At 67.6% G+C, this 25,224-nt stretch carries 27 protein-coding genes; 17 read left to right on the top strand and 10 right to left on the bottom strand.

Features of this window, described 5'->3' with window-relative positions:
• Both ACNJ7E_RS37835 and ACNJ7E_RS37830 read right to left on the bottom strand, forming a co-directional pair.
• Positions 1–771 (bottom strand): amino acid ABC transporter ATP-binding protein, encoded by a 771-nt coding sequence (locus ACNJ7E_RS37835; protein ID WP_202714949.1) that lies wholly within the window; start codon positions 769–771, stop codon positions 1–3.
• The gene (locus tag ACNJ7E_RS37830) at positions 768–2,237 is read right to left on the bottom strand and encodes an amino acid ABC transporter substrate-binding protein/permease (RefSeq protein ID WP_373418917.1); all 1,470 of its coding nucleotides are present in this window, start codon (positions 2,235–2,237) and stop codon (positions 768–770) included. The genes ACNJ7E_RS37835 and ACNJ7E_RS37830 overlap by 4 nt, the downstream gene beginning before the upstream one ends.
• A gap of 241 nt (positions 2,238–2,478) precedes the next feature.
• Here ACNJ7E_RS37830 and ACNJ7E_RS37825 point away from each other — a divergent pair, with 241 nt between their 5' ends.
• The 5 genes from ACNJ7E_RS37825 (at position 2,479) to ACNJ7E_RS37805 (ending at position 6,336) form a co-directional block, all read left to right on the top strand.
• Entirely contained in the window at positions 2,479–3,594 is a 1,116-nt protein-coding gene (locus ACNJ7E_RS37825; protein ID WP_280781379.1) for a resuscitation-promoting factor, read from the top strand.
• Positions 3,595–3,616: 22 nt separating this feature from the next.
• Positions 3,617–4,744 carry a resuscitation-promoting factor gene (locus tag ACNJ7E_RS37820; protein ID WP_280781380.1) on the top strand — a complete coding sequence of 376 codons (1,128 nt, stop codon included), beginning with the start codon at positions 3,617–3,619 and terminating at the stop codon, positions 4,742–4,744.
• A gap of 10 nt (positions 4,745–4,754) precedes the next feature.
• Positions 4,755–5,645: a 16S rRNA (adenine(1518)-N(6)/adenine(1519)-N(6))-dimethyltransferase RsmA gene (rsmA, locus tag ACNJ7E_RS37815; RefSeq protein ID WP_418342251.1), complete on the top strand. Its 891-nt coding sequence runs from the start codon at positions 4,755–4,757 to the stop codon at positions 5,643–5,645.
• A gap of 136 nt (positions 5,646–5,781) precedes the next feature.
• Positions 5,782–5,919: a hypothetical protein gene (locus ACNJ7E_RS37810; protein ID WP_280781381.1), complete on the top strand. Its 138-nt coding sequence runs from the start codon at positions 5,782–5,784 to the stop codon at positions 5,917–5,919.
• 213 nt (positions 5,920–6,132) lie between these two features.
• Entirely contained in the window at positions 6,133–6,336 is a 204-nt protein-coding gene (locus tag ACNJ7E_RS37805; RefSeq protein WP_005255446.1) for a cold-shock protein, read from the top strand.
• A gap of 89 nt (positions 6,337–6,425) precedes the next feature.
• Here ACNJ7E_RS37805 and ACNJ7E_RS37800 read toward each other — a convergent pair whose 3' ends face one another.
• Together ACNJ7E_RS37800 and ACNJ7E_RS37795 are read right to left on the bottom strand one after the other, a co-directional pair.
• Positions 6,426–6,746, bottom strand: coding sequence for a hypothetical protein (locus ACNJ7E_RS37800; protein WP_418342250.1), 321 nt, complete (start codon positions 6,744–6,746; stop codon positions 6,426–6,428).
• 220 nt (positions 6,747–6,966) lie between these two features.
• Positions 6,967–7,935 (bottom strand): helix-turn-helix transcriptional regulator, encoded by a 969-nt coding sequence (locus ACNJ7E_RS37795; protein WP_283331602.1) that lies wholly within the window; start codon positions 7,933–7,935, stop codon positions 6,967–6,969.
• Between the two features lie 227 nt (positions 7,936–8,162).
• On the opposite strand from ACNJ7E_RS37795, the gene ACNJ7E_RS37790 reads away from it, so the two are divergent.
• On the top strand, positions 8,163–9,005 hold the full coding sequence (locus tag ACNJ7E_RS37790) for a YdcF family protein (protein ID WP_283354019.1): 843 nt from the start codon (positions 8,163–8,165) through the stop codon (positions 9,003–9,005).
• Here ACNJ7E_RS37790 and ACNJ7E_RS37785 read toward each other — a convergent pair.
• A complete protein-coding gene (locus ACNJ7E_RS37785) occupies positions 8,999–10,381 on the bottom strand; it encodes a cation:dicarboxylate symporter family transporter (protein WP_418342249.1) in 1,383 nt (460 codons plus the stop codon). The genes ACNJ7E_RS37790 and ACNJ7E_RS37785 overlap by 7 nt on opposite strands.
• A 138-nt stretch (positions 10,382–10,519) precedes the next feature.
• On the opposite strand from ACNJ7E_RS37785, the gene ACNJ7E_RS37780 reads away from it, so the two are divergent.
• The 8 genes from ACNJ7E_RS37780 (at position 10,520) to ACNJ7E_RS37745 (ending at position 17,664) form a co-directional block, all read left to right on the top strand.
• The gene (locus ACNJ7E_RS37780; protein WP_005238744.1) at positions 10,520–10,822 is read left to right on the top strand and encodes an urease subunit gamma; all 303 of its coding nucleotides are present in this window, start codon (positions 10,520–10,522) and stop codon (positions 10,820–10,822) included.
• A gap of 8 nt (positions 10,823–10,830) precedes the next feature.
• Positions 10,831–11,145 (top strand): urease subunit beta, encoded by a 315-nt coding sequence (locus ACNJ7E_RS37775; RefSeq protein ID WP_029539516.1) that lies wholly within the window; start codon positions 10,831–10,833, stop codon positions 11,143–11,145.
• Complete coding sequence (locus ACNJ7E_RS37770; RefSeq protein WP_280781384.1) at positions 11,142–12,863, top strand: urease subunit alpha; 1,722 nt, start codon at positions 11,142–11,144, stop codon at positions 12,861–12,863. Before ACNJ7E_RS37775 ends, ACNJ7E_RS37770 begins: the two co-directional genes overlap by 4 nt.
• Positions 12,863–13,495, top strand: a complete 633-nt coding sequence (locus tag ACNJ7E_RS37765; protein WP_418342248.1) for an urease accessory protein UreF — start codon at positions 12,863–12,865, stop codon at positions 13,493–13,495. The genes ACNJ7E_RS37770 and ACNJ7E_RS37765 overlap by 1 nt, the downstream gene beginning before the upstream one ends.
• Before the next feature lie 34 nt (positions 13,496–13,529).
• The gene (gene ureG / locus ACNJ7E_RS37760; RefSeq protein WP_280781386.1) at positions 13,530–14,219 is read left to right on the top strand and encodes an urease accessory protein UreG; all 690 of its coding nucleotides are present in this window, start codon (positions 13,530–13,532) and stop codon (positions 14,217–14,219) included.
• Positions 14,219–14,872 carry an urease accessory protein UreD gene (locus tag ACNJ7E_RS37755; protein ID WP_418342247.1) on the top strand — a complete coding sequence of 218 codons (654 nt, stop codon included), beginning with the start codon at positions 14,219–14,221 and terminating at the stop codon, positions 14,870–14,872. The genes ureG and ACNJ7E_RS37755 overlap by 1 nt, the downstream gene beginning before the upstream one ends.
• A gap of 72 nt (positions 14,873–14,944) precedes the next feature.
• Positions 14,945–15,880 (top strand): 4-(cytidine 5'-diphospho)-2-C-methyl-D-erythritol kinase, encoded by a 936-nt coding sequence (locus ACNJ7E_RS37750; RefSeq protein ID WP_105413301.1) that lies wholly within the window; start codon positions 14,945–14,947, stop codon positions 15,878–15,880.
• Positions 15,880–17,664 carry an ABC-F family ATP-binding cassette domain-containing protein gene (locus ACNJ7E_RS37745; RefSeq protein ID WP_054247602.1) on the top strand — a complete coding sequence of 595 codons (1,785 nt, stop codon included), beginning with the start codon at positions 15,880–15,882 and terminating at the stop codon, positions 17,662–17,664. The genes ACNJ7E_RS37750 and ACNJ7E_RS37745 overlap by 1 nt, the downstream gene beginning before the upstream one ends.
• A 13-nt stretch (positions 17,665–17,677) precedes the next feature.
• Here ACNJ7E_RS37745 and ACNJ7E_RS37740 read toward each other — a convergent pair whose 3' ends face one another.
• The gene (locus ACNJ7E_RS37740; RefSeq protein ID WP_280781388.1) at positions 17,678–19,174 is read right to left on the bottom strand and encodes an acetyl-CoA acetyltransferase; all 1,497 of its coding nucleotides are present in this window, start codon (positions 19,172–19,174) and stop codon (positions 17,678–17,680) included.
• Positions 19,175–19,548: 374 nt separating this feature from the next.
• On the opposite strand from ACNJ7E_RS37740, the gene ACNJ7E_RS37735 reads away from it, so the two are divergent.
• Genes ACNJ7E_RS37735 through ACNJ7E_RS37725 form a run of 3 tightly spaced genes read left to right on the top strand, consistent with a single transcriptional unit; the run spans position 19,549 to position 21,191 of the window.
• Positions 19,549–20,025 (top strand): nuclear transport factor 2 family protein, encoded by a 477-nt coding sequence (locus ACNJ7E_RS37735; RefSeq protein ID WP_009478940.1) that lies wholly within the window; start codon positions 19,549–19,551, stop codon positions 20,023–20,025.
• A 46-nt stretch (positions 20,026–20,071) separates the two neighbouring features.
• Positions 20,072–20,485: a VOC family protein gene (locus ACNJ7E_RS37730; RefSeq protein WP_164059195.1), complete on the top strand. Its 414-nt coding sequence runs from the start codon at positions 20,072–20,074 to the stop codon at positions 20,483–20,485.
• A gap of 28 nt (positions 20,486–20,513) precedes the next feature.
• A complete protein-coding gene (locus ACNJ7E_RS37725) occupies positions 20,514–21,191 on the top strand; it encodes a pyridoxine/pyridoxamine 5'-phosphate oxidase (RefSeq protein ID WP_105413298.1) in 678 nt (225 codons plus the stop codon).
• Positions 21,192–21,210: 19 nt separating this feature from the next.
• On the opposite strand, the gene ACNJ7E_RS37720 is transcribed toward ACNJ7E_RS37725, so the two are convergent.
• The 4 genes from ACNJ7E_RS37720 to ACNJ7E_RS37705 all read right to left on the bottom strand — a co-directional run bounded on the left by ACNJ7E_RS37720 (position 21,211) and on the right by ACNJ7E_RS37705 (position 25,214).
• Positions 21,211–21,723: a metal-sensitive transcriptional regulator gene (locus ACNJ7E_RS37720; RefSeq protein ID WP_280781390.1), complete on the bottom strand. Its 513-nt coding sequence runs from the start codon at positions 21,721–21,723 to the stop codon at positions 21,211–21,213.
• Between the two features lie 110 nt (positions 21,724–21,833).
• On the bottom strand, positions 21,834–22,631 hold the full coding sequence (locus ACNJ7E_RS37715; RefSeq protein ID WP_418342246.1) for an IclR family transcriptional regulator: 798 nt from the start codon (positions 22,629–22,631) through the stop codon (positions 21,834–21,836).
• Positions 22,632–22,703: 72 nt separating this feature from the next.
• On the bottom strand, positions 22,704–23,864 hold the full coding sequence (locus ACNJ7E_RS37710; RefSeq protein ID WP_418342245.1) for an enolase C-terminal domain-like protein: 1,161 nt from the start codon (positions 23,862–23,864) through the stop codon (positions 22,704–22,706).
• 27 nt (positions 23,865–23,891) lie between these two features.
• Positions 23,892–25,214: an ABC transporter substrate-binding protein gene (locus tag ACNJ7E_RS37705; protein ID WP_418342243.1), complete on the bottom strand. Its 1,323-nt coding sequence runs from the start codon at positions 25,212–25,214 to the stop codon at positions 23,892–23,894.
• Positions 25,215–25,224 lie beyond the last annotated feature (10 nt).

Genomic DNA, 25,224 nt, shown 5'->3' with positions numbered 1-25,224 from the left:
TCAGAGGACCTTGTTCAGGAAGTCCTGGGTGCGGGACTGCTGCGGGTCGCCGAAGATCTGCTCCGGAGTTCCCTCCTCCACCACGTAGCCGTCGGCCATGAAGATCACCCGGTCGGACACCTCGCGGGCGAAGCCCATCTCGTGCGTGACCACGACCATCGTCATGCCACCCTTCGCGAGGTCGCGCAGAACCTGCAGTACCTCACCCACCATCTCGGGGTCCAGAGCGCTGGTCGCCTCGTCGAACAGCATGATGTCCGGGTTCATCGCCAGGGCCCGCGCGATCGCGACGCGCTGCTTCTGCCCACCGGACAGGTTCGCCGGTTTCGCGTCCGCCTTCTCCGCCAACCCGACCTGCTCGAGCAGCCGGACCGCCGTCGCCCGCGCCTCGTCCTTGGAGGCCCGCTTGGTCTGCACGGGCGCGAGCATCACGTTCTCGATCGCGGTCATGTGCGGGAACAGGTTGAAGTGCTGGAAGACCATACCGATGTGCTGACGCACCCGGTCGATGTCGATCTTCTTGTCGCTCACGTCGAACCCGTCGACCACGACCTTGCCGTCCGTGATGTCCTCGAGCCGGTTGAGGCAGCGCAGGAACGTGCTCTTGCCGGAGCCCGACGGCCCGATCACGCAGACCACTTCACCGCTCGCGATGTCGACGTCGAGGCCCTTGAGGACCTCGTTGTCGCCGAACGACTTCTTCAGGCCCTTCACCCGGATCTTCGGGTCGGCGGTCTCGGCCTTGTTCTCTGTCACCGGTGTCTCGGTCACTTGTTGATCCTCTTCTCGAGCCGGTTCGACAGCTTCGTCAACGCCATGATGATGATGAAATACATCACGCCGATGATCAGCCACATGTTGAAGGACTGGAAGTTGCGGGCGATGATGATCCGCCCGGTCTGAGTGAGCTCGGCGAGCCCGATCACGGACAGGATCGACGTGTCCTTCAGCGTGATCACGAACTGGTTGATGTACGAGGGGATCATCGTCCGCACGGCCTGCGGCATCACGACCTTCTGCATCGACTTCAGGTAGCTGATGCCGAGGCTCCGCGACGCTTCCATCTGGCCCTTGTCGACGGACAGGATGCCGCCGCGCACGATCTCGGCCATGTACGCGCCTGCGTTGAGGCTCAGCGTGATGATGCCCGCCGTGAACGCCGACATCTGGAAGTCCAGCGCCGCCGGGATGCCGAAGTAGATGAAGAACGCCTGCACCAGCAGCGGGGTGCCGCGGAACACGTCGACGTAGGTGGTGCCGATGCCGCGCAGGACGATGTTGGTCGACACCCGGAACAATCCGAAGATCGCGCCGAGGACGAGCGCGATGGCGATCGAGACCACGGTCAGGACGATCGTGAGCCACAGGCCCTCGAGCAGCAGCGGGTAGGTGCTCTTGATCAGGCCCAGGATCGAGTTGTCGTCGTCGGATGCGTCCGAGTTGAGGTAGGTGTCGAGAATCTCGTCGTACTGGCCGCTGGCCTTCAGGTTGGCGAGCCCGGTGTTGAACTCTTGCAAGAGCTGCGCGTTCTGGCCCTTCGCGACGGCGAACCCGTAGCTGGCGCCGGGGACCTTGTCGGTGACCGTCTTGAAGCCGTTGCCCTGCTTGATGCCGTAGGCGAGGACGGGGTAGTCCTCGAACACGGCCGCCGAGTTACCCGTGCGGACCTCGTCGAACATGCTCGACGAGTCGGCGAAGTACTTGGTGGTGAAGCCGTACTGGTCCTTGATGGACTCCGCGTACGTGGCGCCCTCGGTGCCGTTCTTGACCGCGACGGACTTGCCGCGCAGGTCCTCGTACGAGGTGATCGAGTCGTTGCTCTCGAGCACGCCCATCTGCACGCCCGACTCGAAGTACGGATCGGAGAAGTCGAACGTCGCCTTGCGGGCGTCGGTGATCGACATGCCGGCGATCATGCCGTTGGCTTGACCGCCGGTGACCGCCTGGAGTGCGGCGTCGAATCCGACGGGGTTGACCTGGTAGGTGAACCCCTGGTCCTCGGCGATGGCGGCGAGAAGGTCCATGTCGATTCCGACGAGCTTGCCGCTCTCGTCCTGGAACTCGAACGGGGCGAACGTGATGTCGGTGGCGATCGTGTAGTTGTTGCCCGGTGCGGGCTCTTGTGCGCCGGCGAGGCCGGGCGCGACGAGTGTGACGAGCAGCGTCAGCGCGGCGATCACCGCGGGCACTCTCGGACGTCTGACGAGTCTCAGAAGTCGATCGGATCTGCTGCGCACGGAACCCCAGCTTTCTCAGTCAGTAGTGCCCGGTCGCTTCCGGGCTTCTTGGTGCATGTCGCAAGATACTGCGTTTCGCACGTGGTCCGGACCAGAAGCAATCCTTCGCGGTGAAGTGAAAACTGTCCCCGATCTCAACCTTTTCGTGATCTCGCACGCAGGTCGTAGCGGCAAAGTTGCCAGACCATCGCCGATTCGTTACCGTACCGTGATCAAACCTTCGCCAGCCTTGGGATTTCATGTGTCGCCTTTAGCCAGAATCAACAACGCCAAATCGCCCCTTCTCTACGTAGTCGTCGCGGCACTGCTCGCGACGCTCGTCGTGGGCGGTGCGCTGGCAGTGGCGCGGCACAAGACCGTCACGCTCGACGTCGACGGCGAGACCATCTCGCTCGGCACGATGGCCTCCGACGTCGGCGGCGCGCTCGACGACGCCGGATACACCGTCAGCGAGCGTGACGCGGTCGCCCCCGCGGCCGACGCGTCGCTCTCCGACGGCGACACCGTGGTGCTGCGACGTGCCCGCGAGATCGACCTCACGGTCGACGGGCAGCCGAAGACCGTGTGGACCACCGCCCTCACCGTCGACGACGCACTGAAGCAGTTCGAACTCGCCGACGACGTCCACGTCTCGGCGTCCCGCTCCGAGCGCCTGCCGCTGGAAGGCACCGCGCTCGAGGTCGTCAACGCCAAGCTCGTCAAGGTCGCCGACGGCGGCGCACCGCTCACGGACGTCCGACTGGCAGCCCCCACCGTGGGTGAGCTCCTCGCGGCCAACGGCGCCCCGCTCGAGCAGGCCGACACCGTCGTTCCGCCCGCCGACGCCCCCGTCGTCGAAGGCGCCGAGATCCACGTGACCCGCGACCGCACCGAGACCCGCACCGAGACGCTGCCCATCGCGCCGCCCGAGAACCGCGTCGAGGATCCCGCGCTCGACAAGGGCAAGACCGTTGTCGAGAACCCCGGGGTTCCCGGCGAGCGCACCGTCACCGCATCCGTGAAGACCGTCAACGGTGTCGAGGCCGGACGCCAGGAGCTCAGCTCTCAGGTGCTCCGCGAGCCCGCGCCGGCACTGGTCAAGGTCGGTGTGAAGGAACTCGCCATCTCCAACGCCTCCACCTGGGATTCGATCGCGCACTGCGAGGCCACCGGCAACTGGGCCATCAACACCGGCAACGGATTCTTCGGCGGACTGCAGTTCACCCAGAGCACCTGGGAGGCGTTCGGCGGAAGCCAGTACGCCGCCCGCGCCGACCTCGCATCCCGCGAACAGCAGATCTCCGTCGCCGAGAAGGTCCAGGCGGCACAGGGCTGGGGCGCATGGCCCTCCTGCACCAGCAAGCTCGGACTCCGCTGACGGTCTGAAGTAAAGGAACACGATGTCGCCCTTCGCGAAGATCAACTCGGCTCGCTCGCCGCTGCTCTACACCGTGGTGGCCCTGCTTCTCGCCACACTGATCGCAGGCGGAGTGATGGCCGTGGTCCGGCACAAGACCGTCACCCTCGACGTGGACGGCGAGAAGATCTCGCTGAGCACCATGACCACGAACGTCGACGCCGCCCTGTCCGACGCCGGGTACTCGATCAGCGACCGCGACGTCGTGGCACCGGAACGCGACGCGAGCCTGTCCGACGGGGACACCGTGGTGCTGCGCCGCGCGCGTGAAGTGTCCCTGACGGTGGACGGTCAGCCCAAGACGGTGTGGACCACCGCGCTCACCGTCGAGGACGCGCTGAAGCAGTTCGAACTCGGCGAGGACGTGCACGTGTCCGCGTCCCGTTCGCAGCGACTTCCGCTCGACGGTGCAGCGCTCGATGTGCTCAATCCGCTCGTCGTCACGCTTGCCGACGGCGCGCTGCCGGTCACCGACGTGCGCATGGCCGCACCGACGGTCGGGGAGTTCCTCGCCGCGCACGGCGCGCCCCTCGAGCAGGCCGACACCGTCGTCCCGGCCGCGGACACTCCGCTGACCGACGGCATGGCCGTGACCGTCACCCGTGACCGCACCGAGACGAAGGTCGAGACGTTGCCGCTGGCTCCGGAGGAGCAGCGCATCGAGGATCCGACGATGAACCAGAGTCGCACCGTGCTCGAGAACCCAGGAGTGCCCGGCGTCCAGGACGTCACGTTCGCGGTCAACACCGTCAACGGCAGGGAAGTCGGACGCAACCAGGTGTCCGCGACGGTCACGACGCCGGCGCAGCCGAAGGTGATCCGCGTCGGCGCGAAGCCGGGCACCGAGGTGCCGCCCGTCGAGAACGGTTCGGTCTGGGACGCGCTCGCGCAGTGCGAGGCCACCGGCAACTGGGCCATCAACACCGGCAACGGATTCTTCGGCGGCGTCCAGTTCGACCAGAACACGTGGGAGCGCCAGGGCGGCCTCAAGTACGCGCCGCGCGCCGACCTCGCCACCCGCGAGGAGCAGATCGCCGTCGCGTCGCAGACGCAGAAGACACAGGGCTGGGGAGCGTGGCCGTCGTGCTCGGGCAGGCTCGGCGTGCGTTAAAGTTCGGCTGGTGTCCGAAGCCGAAGTACCCCCCGTCGCTCGAGGTCAGGCCGCACTGCTCGGCCCCGCCGAGGTGCGTGCGTTAGCCGAGGAGTTCGGCGTGCGCCCCACCAAGCAGCTGGGGCAGAACTTCGTGCACGACGCCAACACGGTGCGCCGCATCGTCGCCACCGCGGGCGTGGGACGCGAGGACACGGTCCTCGAGGTCGGCCCCGGGCTCGGCTCGCTCACGTTGGCGCTGCTCGATGTCGTCGACAAGGTGATCGCCGTCGAGATCGACCCCAACCTCGCGGCGCGACTCCCGGTCACCGTCGCCGACCGGGCACCGGAACTCGCGGACCGGCTGACCGTGGTCGGCGCGGACGCGATGCGGGTCAAGCCGTCCGAGATCCCCGGTGAGCCCACGGCTCTCGTCGCGAATCTGCCGTACAACGTTGCGGTGCCGGTGCTGCTGCACCTGTTCTCCGAACTTCCCAGTCTCCGAACCGCTCTGGTGATGGTGCAGGCCGAGGTCGCCGACCGGTTGGCGGCGTCCCCGGGCAGCAAGATCTACGGTGTGCCGAGCGTGAAGGCCAATTTCTTCGGCGCCGTCCGACGCGCGGGCGCCGTCGGGCGCGCGGTGTTCTGGCCCGTGCCGAAGGTCGAGTCGGGTCTCGTGCGCATCGACCGTTACGCCGAACCGCCGTGGCCCGTCGACGACGCACACCGCCGCCGTGTGTTCGCCGTCATCGATGCGGCGTTCGCTCAGCGCCGCAAGACTTTACGGGCCGCGCTCGGCGGTTGGGCCGGTTCGCCCGCGGAGGCGGAGCGGCGACTGCGCGAGGCCGGCATCGCACCGTCCGCCCGCGGTGAGACCCTCGACGCGGCGGCCTTCGTGCGTCTCGCCGCCACCCAGCCGTGAGTACTTGTTAACCGCGGGACGTTAATAAGTACTCACAGGGGGAACCCCACGGTCATCGGCATCCCGCCGTTCTCGACGGTGCAGGGTCAGTCGTGGCCGGTTCCGGGACGACCGGGGATGGCGCTCGTCCGCTCGAATGCTCACCGGCAGCGGGACCGTCGTGGTGTCGGTGACGGGGAGCGTCACCGTCCTGCCCGGTCAGGGTGCGCCGTGGGCGCCGGACGGGATCGTGGCGCCCGTTGCTCCCGGTGTGTACGCCAATTTCATCCCCTGACCTGCGCGAGTTCGGCCCGGGGGAGACAACCGACCGGATGTGTGGTTCACTATTGGAGGTCGTAAGTTTTGTGTTTGTGTTTCCCACGTTCGCAAATCGATGGTTGCGAGCGTTTGGACGTCCTCCACAGGAATTGTCATAGACGGTCGTGTTCAATGACCCAGGTAACCGAGCCGGTTGCTTGAAGAAGTTACTGTGTTAGAGGAGATTTACATGGCAGAGGGCATCGTGAAGTGGTTCAACTCCGAGAAGGGGTTCGGCTTCATCGCCCCCGAGGATGGCAGCGCTGACGTGTTCGTCCATTACTCGGAGATCCAGAGCGGCGGCTTCCGCACGCTCGAGGAGAATCAGCGCGTTTCGTTCGAGATCGGCCAGGGCAACAAGGGCCCGCAGGCCACCGGCGTCACCCTGATCTGAGAACGGCCATGACTTCCCGGTTCGCCGGGACATGACGTTCGAGCAAGGCCCCACTCGTCAGAGTGGGGCCTTGACTCGTTTCGGTCCGGCTACGCCGACCGCAGGTGAGCGGCCTGATACCCGAGATTCATGGCGCAGACGAGCCAGAGTTGCAGCGCGGAATTCTCCGACGGACCGAACAGCCCGATCACCGCAGCGGCTCCGAGTGCAGCGGCGACGAAGAACGTGGCCGTGCCGAGCGCCCGCCGGGGCCTCGACGAGAAGATCACCACACCCGTGACGAAGAGCGCCCACAGTGTGGTGGCGAGGATGGTCGTGGCGACGAACCAGGCCGTCGAATACCTGCTCGGCCACGTCCACGGCTGGGTTCCGTTGTCGAGGGTGCACACGAACGCCAATGAGAACGCCATGATCACCACCGTCGCGCCCCCGAGCGCCAGATGGCCCCCGACGGCACCTTGCCGACCGTTCCCGTCCCCGCAGGCGCCCGCGCGCGCCCCTCCTCGACAATCGTGTGCTGCATCCCCGACTACCCCGACCTTTCCTTGTCGTCACCTGGTTGGACGCCGCGCAGGACCGTTCGGTTCCCACGGATTTTCGGTCCGCGGTGACGGCTGAACGGCGTCTCGGTCAGGCGTTACCGTAGCGGTCGGCGAAGAGGCGGTGACGCTCACCCACCCGTCGGCACTCTTCGCGCAGCTCAGGAGGGTCGAGGACGGTGAAGTCGACGCCGAATGCGCTGAGCCAGTTGGCTATCGACGGCACGGAGTCGCCGCCGAGCGCCACTGCGCATCGTCCGTCGGGCATTTCTTCGAGAGTTCCCCAGTCTTCGTGGACCAGGGCCGCCATCTCGTCGATCGACGCGTGCAGCAGTACCCGTGCGCGGATCCGGGTGACGGCGCGGTTGATGCCGCGTGCGACGAATTCGGCGGCGCCGCCGGGCGGCAGTTCACGGGGTGCGAACCGCGGTCCCGTCGGGATCTTGGGTGTCAGGCGATCCATGCGGAACGACCGCCAGTCGGCGCGCGTGAGGTCCCAGGCGACGAGGTACCAGCGCAGACCGGATCGGACGAGCCGGTACGGCTCCACTTCCCGTCGGCTCTCGGTGCCGTCGTGGGTGCTGTAGTCGAATCGGAGTCGTTCGTGGTTGTGGCACACGGAGGCGACGGCCGACAGGACCTGCGCGTCGACGGCGCTCTTTGCGGGCTCGCGGTGGACCACGTCGACCTGCAGCGCCTCGAGACGGTGTCGCAGCCGGGACGGCATCACCTGCCGGAGTTTGGTGAGCGCTCGCATCGACGCCTCCCCGATGCCCACCACGGACCCGGTCGCGCCGGATTGCAGGCCGAGTGCGACGGCCAGGACTTCTTCGTCGTCGAGGAGCAGGGGCGGCATTTCCGCGCCCGCGCCGAGTTGGTAGCCACCGCCCACCCCGACGGTCGCGTCGACGGGGTACCCGAGGTCGCGGAGTTTCTCCACGTCTCGCCGGACAGTGCGTGGGGTGATGCCGAGTCGGTCGGCGAGTTCTGCCCCGGACCAGTCCTTTCGGGTCTGGAGCAGCGACAGCAGCCGGAGGAGTCGTGCCGAAGTTTCCCGCATGCGTCCCAGAATGCCATCGATAGAGGACATCTCCGGTCCTCTATCGACTGTGGGTAACGGTAGGTAACGATTTTCCCACCAGCCCCACGAGTGTCACTACACTGGCGCCGACGCTCCACGGACCATCGCATGTGTACTTCGTGAAAATCCGACGGAAAGGTCTCAGCGTGACGCAGTTTCGTGTTCGGCCCATTTCTTCAGCAGTCAGGGCGCTGCTCGCCACCGTCATGACCACTGCCTTCTGCCTGGCTCTGGCGGTTTCGACCACCGCGACGGCATCCGCCTCGGCCGCCGACCTCTTCAACAGCGCGCAGGGCAGATTCGCCGCAGGTGACACCCGTGGCGCCCTCGCGGACATCGGTGGCGCCGTCGCCGGCGAACCCGGCGACACCAATGCGCTGGCGTTGCAGGCCATCTACGCCGACGCCGCGGGCGACCTGATCACCCGCGAGACCGCGCTCGCCCGGCTCGGCGCGATGGACGGTGGGATGCGCGCCGGCGTCGACGGGATGCTGAACGCGATCAGAATTGCGTCGTTCACGCCCCCGAACCCCCTTCCGGCCATCCAGGGTCCGTCCACCGCGATCATCGTCCTCGGCTTCGGACTGCTCCCCGACGGCGCGATGCGACCGGAATTGATCAACCGCCTGCAGGCCGCGCTCGTCCAGTCGTGGGCCTCACCGATGTCGCCGATCATCGTCACCGGCGGCAACCCGCAGAACGGCATCACCGAGGCGGCCGCGATGCAGGGGTGGTTGCAGTCGCACGGTGTCCCGGCGCAACGCATCCACCCCGAGCATCGTGCCGGATCGACGGTGGGCAACGCGCTCAACTCCGTTCCGCTCGCGCGCTCGCTCGGTGCGGGCGGCGCGATCATCGTGACGTCGGCCAACCACATCCGCAGGGCAACGGTCGATTTCAACGTCGCCGGACTGCCGGTGGTCGGGGCGATGAGCGCGATCACCAGTGCCGGTCAGCTGATCGCCGAAGTCATGCCGCTGACCAAAGACCAGCAGCTCGGGATGTACCGCGACGCGATCAGGGTGTTCGGCATTCCCGCCGGCTACTGACGCGACTCGTACTCGGCCACGACCGGCGGCTGCGCGACGGGATCCGCGCCGCCGGGGCTGAGCCTTCCGTGGACGGCGTCCTGCATCTTCTGCTTGTCCAGCTGGCCTTCCCAGTTCGAGACGACGAACGTGGCGACACAGTTGCCGAGGAGGTTCACGAACACCCGCATCGAGTCCATGATCCGGTCGGCGCCGAGCAGCACCGCGACCGCCGCGACGGGGAAGATTCCGAGCGCGGTCGCGGTCGCCGACAGCGCGAGGAACGACGACCCGGGTACGCCCGCCATGCCTTTCGACGTGAGGAGCAGGATGAACAGCGCGCCGAGCTGGTCGGCGACGGACAGGTCGTGGCCGGTGGCCTGGGCGAGGAACAGCGTCGAGATGGACAGGTAGATCGCGGCCCCGTCGAGGTTGAACGAGTATCCGGTCGGCACCACGAGCCCGGTCGCGGCCTGTGAGTTCCCGGCGCCGACGAGCTTGGTCATGATGCGGGGAAGCACTGCCTCGGACGATGCGGTTCCCAGCGCGAGACCGAACTCCTCCTTGGTGTAGCGGATGAACGTGAAGATGTTCAGTCCCACGGCGACCTTCGCGATCAGCGCGAGGACGAGGACGAACAGCGCTCCGGCGAGGTAGCAGCAGGCGATGAGCTTGGCGAAGCTGCCGAGTGTCGAGATTCCGCACTGGCCGATGATGAACGCCATCGCGCCGAACGCGCCGATCGGGGCGAGCCGCATGATCCAGCCGATGAGCATGAAGATGATGTGGCTGAGGTGGTCGACGAATTCGAGGACCAGCGGGGGACCGTGCTCGCCGTACTTGGCCAGCGCGATGCCGAAGAGCACCGCGAAGAAGAGGACCTGCAGCAACATGTTGTCGGCGAACGCGCCCACCACACTGGTGGGGACGATGTCCATGAGGAACTCGACGGCGCCGGGAAGTTCGCCACCGCCGGTCTTCTCCGCGATCTGCTCGGTGCCGTCGGCGAGAGTGGCCGGGTCGATGTCGAATCCGGCGCCGGGCTTGACGATGTTGCCCATGACCAGTCCGAAGAGCAGCGCGAACCCGGTGACGGCGGTGAAGTAGATCAGCGCCTTCACGCCGATGCGTCCGACGGCCTTGACGTCGCCCACCTTGGCGATTCCCGTGACGACCACCGTGAAGATCAACGGCGCGATGAGCATCTTGATCAGCTTGACGAACGTGTCGCCGATCGGTTTGAGCTCCGACCCCACCGTCGGCCACAGCCAGCCGAGAGCGATGCCGCCGACGATTCCGAGGAGAAGCTGGACGAACAGGTTGGTGTACCAGGGCGATCGCGTCCCGGTCGGCGACACGTCACCGGGTGGGGGATGGGCGTCAGTGGAGATGGCCATGGGTGAACGCTAGGAAGGCGCTGTGACGGGTTCGTGTCACGAATGTTTCCGCGGTGAGAACGGCGGCCGTTCCGAGCGTGGGCGGTGCCACACTGCAGTTCGTGGCAGTATTGCGACGCACCGACCGCAGGAGGACACATGCGCTTGTCGCCCCACGAGCAGGAGCGTCTGCTCCTGAGCTACGCCGCGGAACTCGCGCGCAGGCGCCGGCAACGCGGCCTCGTGTTGAACCATCCGGAGGCGGTGGCCCTCATCACGGATCACATCCTGGAGGGGGCCCGCGACGGCCGGTCGGTGGCGGAGTTGATGGTGTCCGGTCGTGAGGTGCTCACCCGGTCCGATGTGATGGAAGGCGTCCCGGAGATGCTGCACGACGTGCAGGTGGAAGCCACCTTCCCGGACGGAACCAAGCTCGTCACCGTCCACGATCCGATTGCGTAGGGGTGACCGTGATTCCAGGTGAAGTCGTGTGCGCCGAGGGCGTGATCGAGCTCAACGAAGGTTCTCCCCGCACCGAACTCGAGGTGGTCAACACCGGTGACCGCCCGGTCCAGGTCGGGAGCCACGTTCATTTTCCGCAGGCCAATCACGCACTGCAGTTCGACCGTTCCGCCGCCCACGGGCTGCGGCTCGACATTCCCGCCGGCACCGCGGTGCGCTTCGAACCGGGTATCGCGCAGACGATTTCACTCGTCCCCTTGCGTGGGACCCGTGAAGTGCACGGGCTGAGCCTCACTCCTCCCGGAAAGCTGGACGCGTCATGACCGAACTCAGCCGCGCACGCTACGCCGAGCTGTTCGGTCCCACGACCGGTGACCGCATCCGGCTCGCCGACACCGACCTTCTGATCGAGATCACCGAGGACCGCAGCGGTGGGCCGGGGCTGGCCGGCGACGAGGCGGTGTTCGGTGGTGGAAAAGTGTTGCGCGAGTCCATGGGGCAGGGTCGCGCGACCCGCGCCGAGGGCGCCCCCGACACGGTGATCACCGGCGTTGTGGTCGTCGACCATTGGGGAATCATCAAGGCGGACGTCGGTATTCGGGACGGACGCATCGTCGCGCTCGGCAAGGCAGGCAATCCCGACACGATGTCGGGGGTCCACCCCGATCTGGTGGTGGGTCCGTCCACCGAGATCATCGCCGGGAACGGCAAGATTCTCACGGCCGGCGGTATCGACTGTCACGTGCACTTCATCTGCCCGCAGATCATGGACGAGGCGCTGGGCGGCGGCATCACGACGATGATCGGCGGCGGCACCGGCCCCGCCGAGGGCAGCAAGGCCACCACCGTCACCCCCGGTTCGTGGCACACCGCCCGGATGCTGGAGGCGCTCGACGGCTGGCCGATGAACATCGCGCTGCTCGGCAAGGGCAACACGGTCAGCTCCGAGTCGATGTGGGAGCAGTTGCGCGGCGGCGTCTCCGGTTTCAAGCTGCACGAGGACTGGGGTTCGACTCCGGCGGCCATCGATGCGTGCCTCACCGTCGCGGACGCTGCGGGAGTGCAGGTGGCCCTCCACTCGGACACGTTGAACGAGGCCGGCTTCGTCGAGGACACTCTCGCGGCCATCGCCGGACGCGCGATCCACGCCTATCACACGGAGGGGGCGGGCGGCGGCCACGCGCCGGACATCATCACGGTGGCCGCGCACGGGAACGTCCTGCCGAGTTCGACCAACCCGACCCGGCCGCACACGGTCAACACCCTCGACGAGCATCTCGACATGCTCATGGTGTGTCACCACCTGAGCCCGAAGATCCCGGAGGACCTGGCGTTCGCGGAAAGCCGCATCCGGCCGTCCACCATCGCGGCGGAGGATCTGCTCCACGACCTCGGCGCCATCTCCATGATCGGCAGTGACTCGCAGGCGATGGGACGCATCGGCGAGGTCGTGTTGCGCACGTGGCAGACGGCGCACGTGATGAAACGGCGGCGGGGTTTCCTGTCCGGCGACAACGGCGCCGACAACCAGCGCGTCCAGCGGTACGTGGCGAAGTACACGATCTGCCCCGCCGTCGCGCACGGGTTGGAAGCCGAGATCGGATCGGTCGAGGTCGGCAAGCTCGCCGACCTGGTGCTGTGGGATCCGGCGTTCTTCGGTGTCCGGCCGCACGCGGTGATCAAGGGCGGGATGATCGCGTGGGCTGCGATGGGAGATGCCAACGCGTCCATACCGACTCCGCAACCGGTGCTTCCGCGTCCGATGTTCGGGGCGGCGCCCAAGGCTGCGGCCGCCACGTCCGTGCATTTCGTCGCTCCACACGCCCTCGAGGACGGACTGGCGGATCGACTCGACCTGAGCCGTCGACTCGTCCCGGTCGCGAACGTGCGGTCGCGGGGCAAGTCCGACATGCCCCGCAACGACGCGCAGCCGCGGATCGAGGTGGACCCGGACACGTTCACGGTCCGCATCGACGGCGACGTGTGGGAAGAGCAACCGGCGGCGGAACTGCCGATGGCCCAGCGATACTTCCTGTTCTGATGCGCCTCGCTCACCTGATGTCCCTCGCCGACTCGCGGCTGCCCACAGGCGGGCACGTGCATTCGGGCGGCATCGAGGAGGCCGTCGCCAGCGGGGTCGTCCGCGACGTCGCCACGATGGAGGCGTTCCTGCGTCGCCGGATACGGACCGCCGGGCTCGTCGGGGGATCGATCACCGCGGCGGTGTGCGCCGGCCGGCTCACCGCCGAACACGCCGACGCAGAGATGGATGCGCGAACCCCGTCCCCGGCGGCGCGGTCGTCGTCGCGGGCGCAGGGGAGAGGTCTGCTGCGGCTGGCCCGCACCACGTGGCCGGAGCACGACTGGTCGCCGGTCGGGACACGTCCGCACCTGCCCGTGGTGTCGGGGATGGTCGGATCCGTCACCGCGGTCGAACCGCGGGAGGCGGCGCTGGTCGTCGTGTACACCACCATGACCGGGTCCGCGATCGCCGCGCAGCGTCTGCTCGCTCTCGATCCCGCGCAGGTCGCCGCGTGCACGTTCGCACTGTCCGACCTGTGCGACGACATCGCCGGCCAGTGCGTGACCGGACTGTCCAGCGTGTCCGACCCCTTCATGGATGTCGTCGCCGAGCGGCACGTTCTACGGGACCGCCCCCTGTTCGTGTCGTGACACTCAGCTGTATCCCAGTAAGGAGAGATCAACCATGCCACCGCATTTCATCGATGGTGAACCCCACGACCACCAGCACGACCGTCCCAGGCGGGTCCGGGTGGCGGGGGAGCCGGTCCGGATCGGGATCGGCGGGCCCGTCGGATCGGGCAAGACGGCGCTCGTCGCCGCGCTGTGCAGGCAACTGCGCGAGGAGTTGTCGCTGGCCGTGCTCACCAACGACATCTACACCACGGAGGACGCGGACTTCCTGCGCCGCCACGCCGTGCTGCCGGACGAGCGCATCGCCGCCGTGCAGACCGGTGGGTGCCCCCACACGGCGATCCGCGACGACATCACCGCCAACCTCGACGCCATCGACGACCTGATCGCGGCCAACCCGCCGCTCGATCTGATCCTGGTGGAGTCCGGCGGCGACAACCTCACCGCGACGTTCTCCTCGGGCCTGATCGACGTGCAGATCTTCGTCGTCGACGTCGCCGGTGGTGACAAGGTTCCCCGCAAGGGTGGTCCCGGTGTGACGTTCTCGGATCTCCTCGTGATCAACAAGACGGACCTCGCGCCCATGGTCGGAGCCGATCTCGGGGTGATGCGCCGCGACGCCGAGAAGGTCCGCGAGGGCAGGCCCACGGCGCTGATCTCGTTGACGGAGGATCCGTCGTCCGGGCCGGCGCTGGAGTGGGTGCGCGAGCAGGTGCGCACCCTCGCCGACGTGCACCAGTAGTGCGCACCGAACTGACGATCGTCGCGTCCCCCGACCGCAGTCCGCGGATCTCCGCGGTCGGGGGACTGGCGGCGCGGATCACCGGCCGCGACACGGTCCACGTGATCGGCACCGCCGCGACCCCGCTCGGCGGCGATCACTGGGAGATCACCGTCCGGGTCCGGTCGGGTGCCCGGCTGACGCTGCGCAGCGTCGCGGCGTCCCTTGCCTTGCCCGGCCGGGGTCGTGTGCTGTCCACGGCGCAGTGGTCGGTGGAGGTCGAGGACGACGCCGTGCTCGACTGCGCGCTCGAACCCACGGTGATCGCGGGTGGCGCGGAGCATCGCGTCGAGACGACGGTGTCCCTCACCGAGTCGTCGACGGTGCTGCTGCGTGAGCGGGTGCAGATCGGCCGGGCGGGGGAGAGCGCGGGACGCTGGGTCGGGGTCACCAACGCCGATCTCGGCGCCCTGCCGCTGCTCCGGCACCAGCTGGAACTCGGCGTCGGCACCGTGTCGCACGACGTTCTGGACGGCCCGGCGGCCGTCACGAGTGAATTGCGGTACCCGGACGACCGGCCCGCGGACGTCACCGGCGACATCCGGTCGGCGCGGACCCGTCTGCCCCTCGCCCGCGGCGGCAGCCTCACCACCCGGCTCGGCCCGCACCTGTGACGCGGTGAGTGGCAAAGTGCGTGATGGTGCGCATTTCCGCACCCGTACCGGGAGCGCCTAAGCTCTACCCTTGTGCTTTCCGTCGTTCCTCGCCCCGTCGTAGTCAGGGCCCCGTCCAAGGTCAATCTGCATCTGGCCGTCGGGGACTTGCGTGACGACGGCTATCACGAGCTGAACACGGTGTTCCAGGCGCTCTCGCTCAGCGACACGGTGTCGGTGGTCCCCGCGGAGACGCTGTCGGTGACGGTCCGCGGTGAGGACGCCCGCGTCGTGCCCACCGACAGCAGCAACCTCGTGTGGCAGGCCGCCGAGCTGCTCGCGGCCGAGTCGGGGCGGCGCCCGGACGTCGAGATCGCCATCGACAAGGGCATCCCGGTGGCCGGGGGCATGGCCGGCGGCAGCGCGGACGCCGCGGCGACGCTGGTCGGGCTGAACGCGCTGTGGCAACTCGACCTGTCGCGGGAAGAACTCGACGGGTTCGCCGCGAAGCTCGGCAGCGACGTTCCGTTCTCCCTCCACGGTGGCACCGCGGTCGGCACGGGACGCGGCGAGCGACTTCTGCCGGTGCTCTCCCGCAGCACGTTCCACTGGGTGCTCGCGCTCGCGAAGGGCGGCTTGAGCACACCGACCGTGTTCCGGGAGCTGGACCGGTTGCGTGCCGACGGGAATCCGCCGCGACTCGGCGGACCCGAAGACCTGATGCACGCGCTCACGACGGGCGACGCCGCGACGCTGGCCCCGTTGCTGGGCAACGACTTGCAGTCGGCCGCGCTGTCGCTGAATCCGGGCCTGCGGCGGACGCTGCGAGCCGGGGTCGCGGCGGGCGCACTGGCCGGCATCGTCTCCGGGTCCGGTCCGACCTGTGCCTTTCTTTGTGCTGAAGCGGATGCCGCGGTCCGGGTCAGCGCAGAACTCGCAGGTGCGGGGGTGTGTCGCACGGTGCGGGTCGCCAGCGGACCCGTACCGGGCGCCCGAATAATCAACGACGCGGCGGAGGGATCGCACTGATGGCGAATCTGATCAATCTCGAGCAGGTATCGAAGTCCTTCGGCATCAAGCCGCTGCTCGATTCGGTATCGCTCGGAGTGCAGGAAGGCGAACGCATCGGCGTCGTCGGCCTCAACGGCGGTGGCAAGACCACCATGCTCGAGGTGCTGGCCGGCGTGGAGGCGCCCGATTCCGGACGAGTCAGCCGGGTCGGCGGCCTGCGCATGGCAGTGGTGACCCAGCGCGGCGTCCTGCCGCCCGGTTCGAGCGTGGGCGACGTGGTGCTCGGACCGCTCGGGGTGGCCGACCACGAGTGGGCGGGCGACGCCCGCATCCGGTCGATCCTGGCCGGCATCGGCATCGACAACCTGGGGCTCGAGGTGTCGGTGGACGGGTTGTCCGGTGGTGAGCGGCGACGCGTCGCACTGGCCGCCGCGCTCGTCCAGGACCTCGACCTGCTGGTGCTCGACGAGCCGACCAACCACCTCGACGTCGAGGGTGTGCAGTGGCTGGCGGAACATCTCGTCAGTCGTCGCAGCGCGCTGGTGGTCGTGACCCACGACCGGTGGTTCCTCGACACCGTCGCCAACCGCACGTGGGAAGTGGTGGGCGGCAAGGTCGAAAGCTACGAGGGTGGCTACAACGACTGGATCTTCGCCCGCGCGGAGCGCTCCCGGCAGGCCGACGCGTCCGAGGAACGTCGCCGCAACCTCGCTCGCAAGGAATTGGCCTGGCTGCGGCGCGGTGCCCCCGCCCGCACGTCCAAGCCGAAGTACCGGATCGAGGCCGCGGAGGCGTTGATCGCGGACGTCCCACCGCCCCGCGACAACGTGGCGCTGGCGTCGTTCGCGCAGCGCCGGCTCGGCAAGGTCGTCATCGAACTCGAGGATGCGCGCCTGGAGACGCCGGACGGCCGGGTGCTCGTCGACGACCTCACGTGGCGGTTGGCGCCGGGGGAGCGGGTCGGCCTGGTCGGCGTCAACGGCTCCGGCAAGACGACGCTCCTGCGCACGCTCGCCGGGGAGATCTCGCCGGCGTCGGGCAAGCGCATCCAGGGGCAGACGGTGCACATCGGCTGGCTCCGTCAGGAACTCGACGATCTGCCGACGAACATGCGGGTCCTCGAGGCCGTCAAGGACGTCGCCGAGCGGATCACGTTGGGCGACAAAGAGGTATCGGCCGGGCAGCTCGCCGAACGGCTGGGCTTCACGCCTGCGCGGCAGCGGACACCGGTCGGTGACCTGTCCGGTGGCGAGCGTCGCCGGCTGCAGCTGACCCGTGTGCTGATGTCGGAGCCGAACGTACTGTTGCTCGACGAGCCGACCAACGACCTCGACATCGACACGCTGCAGCAGCTCGAGGACATTCTCGACGGCTGGGCGGGCACGATGGTCGTCATCAGCCACGACCGGTACCTGATCGAACGCATCTGTGACTCCACGTGGGCGTTGTTCGGCGACGGCAAGCTGACCAACCTGCCCGGTGGGATCGAGGACTACCTGCGTCGCCGGGCGAAGATGGTCGACACCGGCGCGCCGTCGGTGGCGTCGACGGCAACCGGTGCGTCGGCCCCCAAACAGGTGCGGGACGGGGCCGCCGAACGCGCCGCGCGCAAGGAACTGTCGCGTCTCGAGCGGGCCGTGGCGAAGCTGGACGACCGGGAACGGAAGCTGCACGAGAAGCTGGCGGAGGCGGCCACCGATCCGGACAAGTTGCAGAAGCTCGACACCGAGCTCAAGCAGGTCGTCGCGGAGAAGGAAGCCACCGAGGAACAGTGGATGGAGCTGGCCGCCGAGCTGGATTAGTGTCCCCGGCCAGTCAGAACCGCACCGACAGGATGCCGTCGCGGTCCGTGACGTGAACGGTCCGCCCGATCACCGACCGCGCCGGGGTCTGCGCGAACGCGGACAGTGCGAGCGCCTCCTCGGAGCCGGTATGTCCGGCCAGGCGCCGGCCGTCGGGGGTGTGCGCAACGACGAAGCCGGTCGCGGGGGCGCCGTCCCGCCCGTACTCCACGGTGGATGTGACGATGTCGGCTCGTCCTTCATAGCTGATGACGAGTTCCGGCGCCTCCGACCGGAGCTGCACCGGCGCCGGATCGCCGACGTATCCACCCGGGTGCGGGGCGCCCGCCAGCAACACCACGTGCTGGTACGTCAGATAGCCGCCGTTGCCGTGGACCAGGGCCGGTCCCGCGCCTTCCCGCAGTCGGCGGGTGACCTCGGCGATCGAGTGCAGCGTGTAACTGTTGAGGGGACCGCCGAAGAAGGAGTGGCCGCCCGTCACGCTCGGCACGATGCTTTCGGGCAGGCCGAGCGCGCGGGTGAGTAGCTTCGGCACCACTGGGAAGCAGCTGTACGCGTCGACGATGTCGAGTGCCGAGGCGTCGATCGAGGCCCGCGACAGTGCCCGGTGAACTGCATCCGTCATGGCCGTGGACGTGCCGAAACCGTTGCGGCTCAGGACATCCACGGGATCGGTGGCTCCCGCGCCGCCCCAAAGGTACACCGTGCGGTCCTCCGGAACGCCGTGTTCGCGCGCAACGGCCAGGGAGCACACCAGCGTCGCGGCGGCCTGATCGACGAACGGCATGGCGTTGAGCATCAACGGGTACGGCTCGCACACCATCCGGTTGCCCGGACCCACCGTGGCGATCTCCTCCGCGGAATACACCTCGGACGTCCACGACGCCGGGTTCTTCGCCGCCAGTTCGGAGAACGCCGAATACATCCGGGCAGACTCGGCCAGCGACTGATCGGGTCCGACACCCGACTCGTGCGCCACCCGGTTCTCGAACAACGGGTACACCCGGGTCGGAACGATCAGGCCGGCACGCTGCATCGCGGGGCTCCCGAGATCCGCCGGGTCGAACGCGGGGGGACCGCCCGGCGCCGACGCCCAGCCCAGTGCCGCGGGATCGGTGCCCGACTTCCGGAGCGCCGTCATGGTCGCCTGCGCCTCACCGCCGACGAGGAGCGCTGCCGACGACCGGCCCGCGGCGATGTCGGCGCCGATGCGGTCGAGGAGCGCCGCGGGCCAGTGGCCGCCGATCGGGGACGTGCTCGACCGTCGTGACGGCAGATTCAACCGGGCGGCCAGCAGTCCGGGGAGATCGTCGTACGACCAGCTGACGGTCTTCACCGCATGGATTGCGTCGATCCGGGAGCCGAGGGTCGCGGAGCCGCTGTCGGCGAGAGCAGCACGCGCGGCGTCGGTGATCAGGTCGAGCGGTTCACGCGGGGCCGCCGGATCGCCTGCACGGCCGGAGCGGATGTCGCCGACTCCGACGATCACCGGTATGCGGGTCGGATCCATGGATTCCCCTCTCGTGTGACCACGTCAGCGTCACGATAGCGCCGGACGAGATACCTGTGGATTCGGGGTCACAGCAATCCCGACCGGTTATGTGTAGCAACGGAATTAGAATTCTGATGCTCGAGGATGTGAAACCCTCGGGCTCGCGGGGGCCGGCGCGCCCGCGCCCTCGCCAGGTGAGGGTAGCCTAAGGTAGTGTGACTGGTGTGCGGGTGCCCAGGCCATGCAGTCATTTCGTAACCTTTTCGTGTCCCGGATCACGGCCTGAATATGCATGATCTGGGCAAAACGGGGGAAACCAAGGCGAACCTGCAGATAATCCGACTAATCTGCAGTCCAGGGCTTGCATGTTCGCTGCACAGGAGGCGGGGGTCATGGATCTCGAAGCAATCAAACAGATCGAGCAGCTCAAGCACCGTTATTCACGTGCTCTCGATACGAAGTCGTGGGTGGAGTTCGCCGACACGATGGTCCCGGACGTCACGGCGACGTACAGCGAATACCTCACGTTCGATTCCCGTGACTCATTCGTGTCCTTCCTCGAGAACACTCTCGGGACCCACGTCATCACCGAGCATCAGTGCGGCCAGCCCGAGATCACCGTCACCGGTGACACCGCGGTAGGGGTGTGGTTTCTCGCGGACACCACGCTGATTCCCGAGGACGGCATGCTGCTGCGCGGGTCTGCCTATTATCACGATCGTTATCTTCGGTGCCCCGACGGAAACTGGCGGATCACGCACACCGGCTACGAACGCACCTGGGAATCGGTTGCGGCGCTCTCCGATTTCCCGAGTTTCCGGCTCACGTCCAACAAGTGGGCGATGTTGCAACCTCCGGCGTCTGCGTGAGGGAGCACACTGGGACTCGACGCACCGCGGACACTGGGAGGTGACGATGGCTCCGGAAGTCCCCGTTCCCGGCGCGCTGCCGTATCTGACGGTGCGGCGGGGTGTCGAGGCCATCGAGTGGTATTCCAAGGTGTTCGGCGCCGAGGTGGTGGGTGAACCGATCGTCATGGAGGACGGCCGGGTCGGTCATGCGGAACTGCGGTTGCCGAGCGGCATGATCTATCTCGCCGAGGAGTTCCCAGAGATGGGTCTGACGGCGCCGGAATCGGGTTCGACGTCCGTGAGTCTGATGTTGTCCGTCGACGACCCCGATGCCGTCCTGGCGGGTGCCCGCGACGCCGGCGGCAAGGTGGAACGGTGGATCTCGGAGGGCCACGGACACCGCAACGCGACACTCATCGATCCGTTCGGTCACCGTTGGATGCTGGTGGGGCCGACGGATCCGGCCGCGTCGGCCTGAAGACCCGGGCCGCGGCTACTGTCGGCACATGCCGACCACACCCGACCGTTCGTCGTTTCCGGACACCCGCGCATGGATTCGCGCCCTGCCCGCACTCGGCGGCGAGACACCCCCGCCCGTCGACACTCTTCCGGACGCGCCGACCACGCTGTTTCTCGACTGGATCACGCAGGCCGCAGCGGCCGGTGTTCCGGAACCGCACGCGGCTGCGCTGTCGACCGTCGATGCCGACGGCAATCCGGACGCGCGTTTCCTGCTCCTCAAGGACGTCACCGAGCAGGGCTTCTGGTTCTCGGGTGACACTCGCTCGCCGAAGGGCCGTGAACTGTCCGCGAATGCCATTGCAGCACTGTCGTTCTACTGGCGCGAACAGGGCCGGCAGGTGCGGGTGCGCGGTTCCGTCGTCGAAGGCGATCCGGCACTCTCCGCCCGCGACTTCCGCGAACGGTCGGTCACCGCGCGGGCCGTGGCAGCCGCCAGCCGCCAGAGCGAGGTCCTGGACGATCCCGCCGAATACGAACGCGCCGTCGCGGCGGCGGTGGCCCGCATCGAGGCCGACCCCGACTTCGTGTCGGGCACCTGGCGGGCGTGGTGCATCGTCCCCGACAGTGTCGAGTTCTGGCAGGCGGACGCCGGGCGCAGGCACGTGCGCCAGCTCTACCGCCGCGAGTCCGGCCGGTGGATCCGCGAGGTGCTGTGGCCCTGACCGCGCCCGGCGGCGGGGGTCAGCGTGCGGTCGCGGACGGCGAGCGCAGGTCGACGACGATCGACTGGCCGTTCAGCTTCGCGTGGATCTCGGGGCGCTCGAACCCGGCCGCGACGAGGTACTCGCCGAGCAGCGCCAGCAGTTCGTCGGCGTCCACCGTGGGATCGGCGGAGTGACTGCTCGCCGACGCGAGGTGCTCCTCGAGCAGTTCGGTGTGTGCAAGACGGCCCGCGACTCGCACGGCTGCCACTCCCATCGCGTTGCGTCGCATGACGGTGCGCCCACGAGATTCGAGCGACGCCGTCGTGTCGGAGACCTCGGCCGGCTCCTCGGAGCTGTGCGAACCCGAGCTGCGCGTCGGCAGCGGGAAGGTGAACGTCTCGGCGGAGCTGGCCGTGGACTTGCCGTTGCCGCTGCCGTTGCTGCCGGTCAGCCCGCCCGTGCTCGGTTCGGCGAAGGGGGACTCCGACGCCGAACTCGTGCCGGCGGAGCCGTTGCTGCCCGATCCGTTGGTGGAAATGCCGTTCTCCATCGTGTCGCTTCCTGCTCGTGGCCAAACGGGTACCGCGCAAAGCCCGTCAGTGTGCTCGATTCGACCTGAAAGCTACCAGGAGGGTCCGGCGAGCCGCACACCTCGACGGCTCACCGAACCCCTTCGGCCCTCAATTCCCGGGCCCAGGCGGACGCGTGCTTCGTGAGCACGCCGGCGATCCGCTCCAGCTCACCCGGGTACGACGCGACCTCGGCGGGCATGGACACACTGAGGGCGTCGGTGGCGGGGATTCGGTAGGGCACGACGGTCGCGATGCACACGACGTCGACCGTCCCCTGTTCCCGTTCCAGGGCCCACCCGCGGTTGCGCACCTCGCCCAGTTCGGTGACAAGATCGTCGACGTCGACGATGGTGTTCTCGGTGAATCGTTCGAGTTTCGCGGGAAGCATCTCCCGGACCTCGCTGGTGGTGAGCTCGGCGAGGAGGGCCTGCCCGAGTGCGGTGACGTGGCACGGCAGCTTGCGGCCGACGCGGTGCATGCGCCGAACCTCGACCTTCGAACCGCGGCTGGCGAGATAGATGACGCTGGCCTCGTCGCGCCGCGCGAAGTGGACGGTATGACTGACCTCCGACCGGAGCGCCTCGAGCACCGCCGCCGCCCTCGACACGACCGAATCCTTGTCGAGGTACGACGTGCCTGCGAGCAGGGCGTGGGTGCCGATGCCGTAGCGCGACCCCGACTCGTCGGCTTCGATCCACCGCAGATCCTTGAGCGTGCGCAGGAGGGCGTGCAGGCTCGAGCGCGGATACTTGCACGCTTCCTGCAACTCGCCGAGGCTCATACGCGTCGGCGATGCGGCGAGCGTCTCGAGGATGTGGATGGTGCGCTCGGCAGATTTGACCGGCTGGGTTTCCGGCGCTGCCCCACGCATGTCTTCTGTCACCATGAAGACACTATCTCTCATTCTGAACGCGATATCACCTACTGACCCGTGTTCGGTGCCGGCGACGTGGCGCATTCAGTACTCCGCGACGAGGTTGGCCGCGATGTACTCGAGATCGATGTCTTCGCCGAGGCCCGGTCTCTGCGGCATCGCCACCATGCCGTTCTCGTCGACGGGGTCGACGATGGAATTCAGGTGCGGCGGAACCCAGTCGTAATCCACGTGCGGGTGCAGCAGACCGCGCTCGTACCACTGGACGTTGTTGCCCGCTCCGACGAGCGCGAGGTTGGGGGCGCCGTTGCCGTGGATCTCGCACTCGAGTCCGAAACCCTCGGCCATGTGCATCGTCTTCAGGGCCGGTGTGATGCCACCACCGTTCATGGCCCCGACCCGCAGGATGTCGCACGCCTCGTTCGCAATCCAGTCGGCACGAGACCGGTGCCGGCCCGGCGTGGTCTCGGGTCCGATCAGCGGGGTGTCGATCTGGTCGGCGAGCCACTTGTACGACCGCAGCGAGAACTCGTCCATCGGCTCCTCGAACCAGTCGAACTTCAGCCGGTCCAGCTCGCGACCGAGCTTCAGCGCGTCGGTGCGCGAGTACCAGTGGTACCCGTCGAGCATCAGCGAAAAGTTCTCGCCGACGGCATCACGCACGGCGGCACACGCGTCGATGTCCCGGGTCAGATTCGGGGAGCCGGGCAGCGGGGGCATCCAGGTGTGCAGCTTGATGCCCTGGTAGCCACGCTTCTTCAGCGCGACCGCGAAGTTCGCGTAATCCTCCGGGGTGGCGAGGCCGCCTTCGATGTCGTCGCCGCACATGGTGCTCGCGTACGCCTTGATCTCGGTGCGCGCACCGCCGAGCAGCTTCCACACCGGCGTGTCGAACTTGTTGCCTGCCAGGTCCCACAATGCCTGGTCCACGTAGCTGCAGCTGTGCTCGGGAAGTTCGACAGCCCGGGTGCGCTGACGAATCGCGAACTTCTTGTCCATTGCCTCGCGTGCCAGCGGATCGGAGCCGATCAGGACCGGCCGGAAGTGCTGCTCCACCTGATCCTGCCGAAGGTAGTTCGGCTTGCCCAGAACGTAACCGCTGACGCCGTCGGAGTCGGTGATCCGCAGGAGCGCCCCCGTTGCAGGCATGGACGGGCCGGGATGGCGATGACCGTACGAGTCGACCGAGGTGCGTGCCTCGGTCTTGAAAACCTGCACGGCGACTTCTGTGATCACGCTGGACATGATGATTCGCTTCCTGTTCGAAATCTTCTACTTGCCCTGGCGGGCGATGTACTTGGCCATGGAGTGATCGAGTTTCTCGGCGAAGTCGTCGGCGAAATCCTGTGCGCTGAGCTGCCCGATGAGCACCTTCTGCCACTGGCCGAGCATCTGCACCTGAACGATCTTCCCGAAGTCGGGGAGGTAGTCCGGAGGGGTGACCAGTACGGTTTCCGGGTCGTCCAGTGCCGCGAGCGCGGCCTGCACCGACGGCATGTTCGCGAACTCGGGAGCCGAACGCGCCGTCTTGTTGACCGGGATCTGTCCGACGCGCTCGTTCCAGTATGCCTGCGATTCCTGAGAGGTCATGAACTCGACAAACTTCCAGGCCGCGGCCTGATTCTTGCTGCTCTTGAACACGGTGTACGACGGGAACGGGTCCGTCATGACGGTGCGCTTGCCGTCCTCGTTACGCGGCAGCGCCACAGCTCCGGCCTTGTCGCCGAGTGCCTTCTCGTGGTTGCTCAGCGAGCCGAGGTTGTGCTGCATCATGGCCACCGAGCCGCCGCCGAAGCTCGCGACCATCTGCGGGAAGCCGTTGTTGACGTCGGCGGTCGGGGTGTCGACGTCGTAGAGCGCCGCGAAGCGTTCGATGGCGTCGACCATCTCGGGACGGTTCAGCGTCGACTCGCCGTCTTCGAAGAAGCTCTCGACGCCGGTGCTGGCGAACATGTACTGCAGCAGCGGGTAGATCGATCCGGCGCCCCCGCGAATCGTGAATCCGTAACGGCCGTCGTCCTTGTCGGTCAGAGTCTGTGCGGCCTCGTAGAATTCGTCGTACGTGTCGGGGGGTTCGATCCCGGCTTCGGCGAACCAGTCGGCGCGGTACCAGAGGGTGGCGTTGTTGCTGGTGTAGGGCAGACCGTACAGGTGCTCGCCGCCACCGGATTCACGTGCCGACTCGAGAATTCCGGCGTCGTACTCGTCGTGCTGCGGTGACGCCGCCACGAAGTCGTCGAGTGAGATGACGGCGTTCTGGGCGACGAGCGGGGCCAGGTAGGCGGTCGAGACGATCCCGAGATCGGGCGCCGAACCGCCGGCGAGCGCGGTCTGGTACTTCTGCTGGGCGCTGTCCGACGGCAGGCCCACGTATTCGATGTCGATGCCGGGGTTGGCGGCCTCGAACCGCCGGATGAGCTCCTCGTACAGCGGAGTGCGGTCCGGACCGGCGTTGTTGTCCCAGAAGGTGAGCCGCGCGTTGTTCGGGTCGCCGAGTGCCCCGTCGGGCAGGGAGGTTTCGGAACTGCAGGAGGCGAGCACAAGCGTGGCCGCCGCGCCTATCAGGGTCGACCGCAGGAGCGTTCGCCGGTTCATGTGAGTCCTC

Origin of the sequence: Rhodococcus mengyinensis, from assembly GCF_048381435.1 — a bacterium.
Classification (GTDB): Bacteria; Actinomycetota; Actinomycetes; order Mycobacteriales; family Mycobacteriaceae; genus Rhodococcus_F; species Rhodococcus_F opacus_D.
This window is presented reverse-complemented; position numbering and strand designations above follow the sequence as displayed.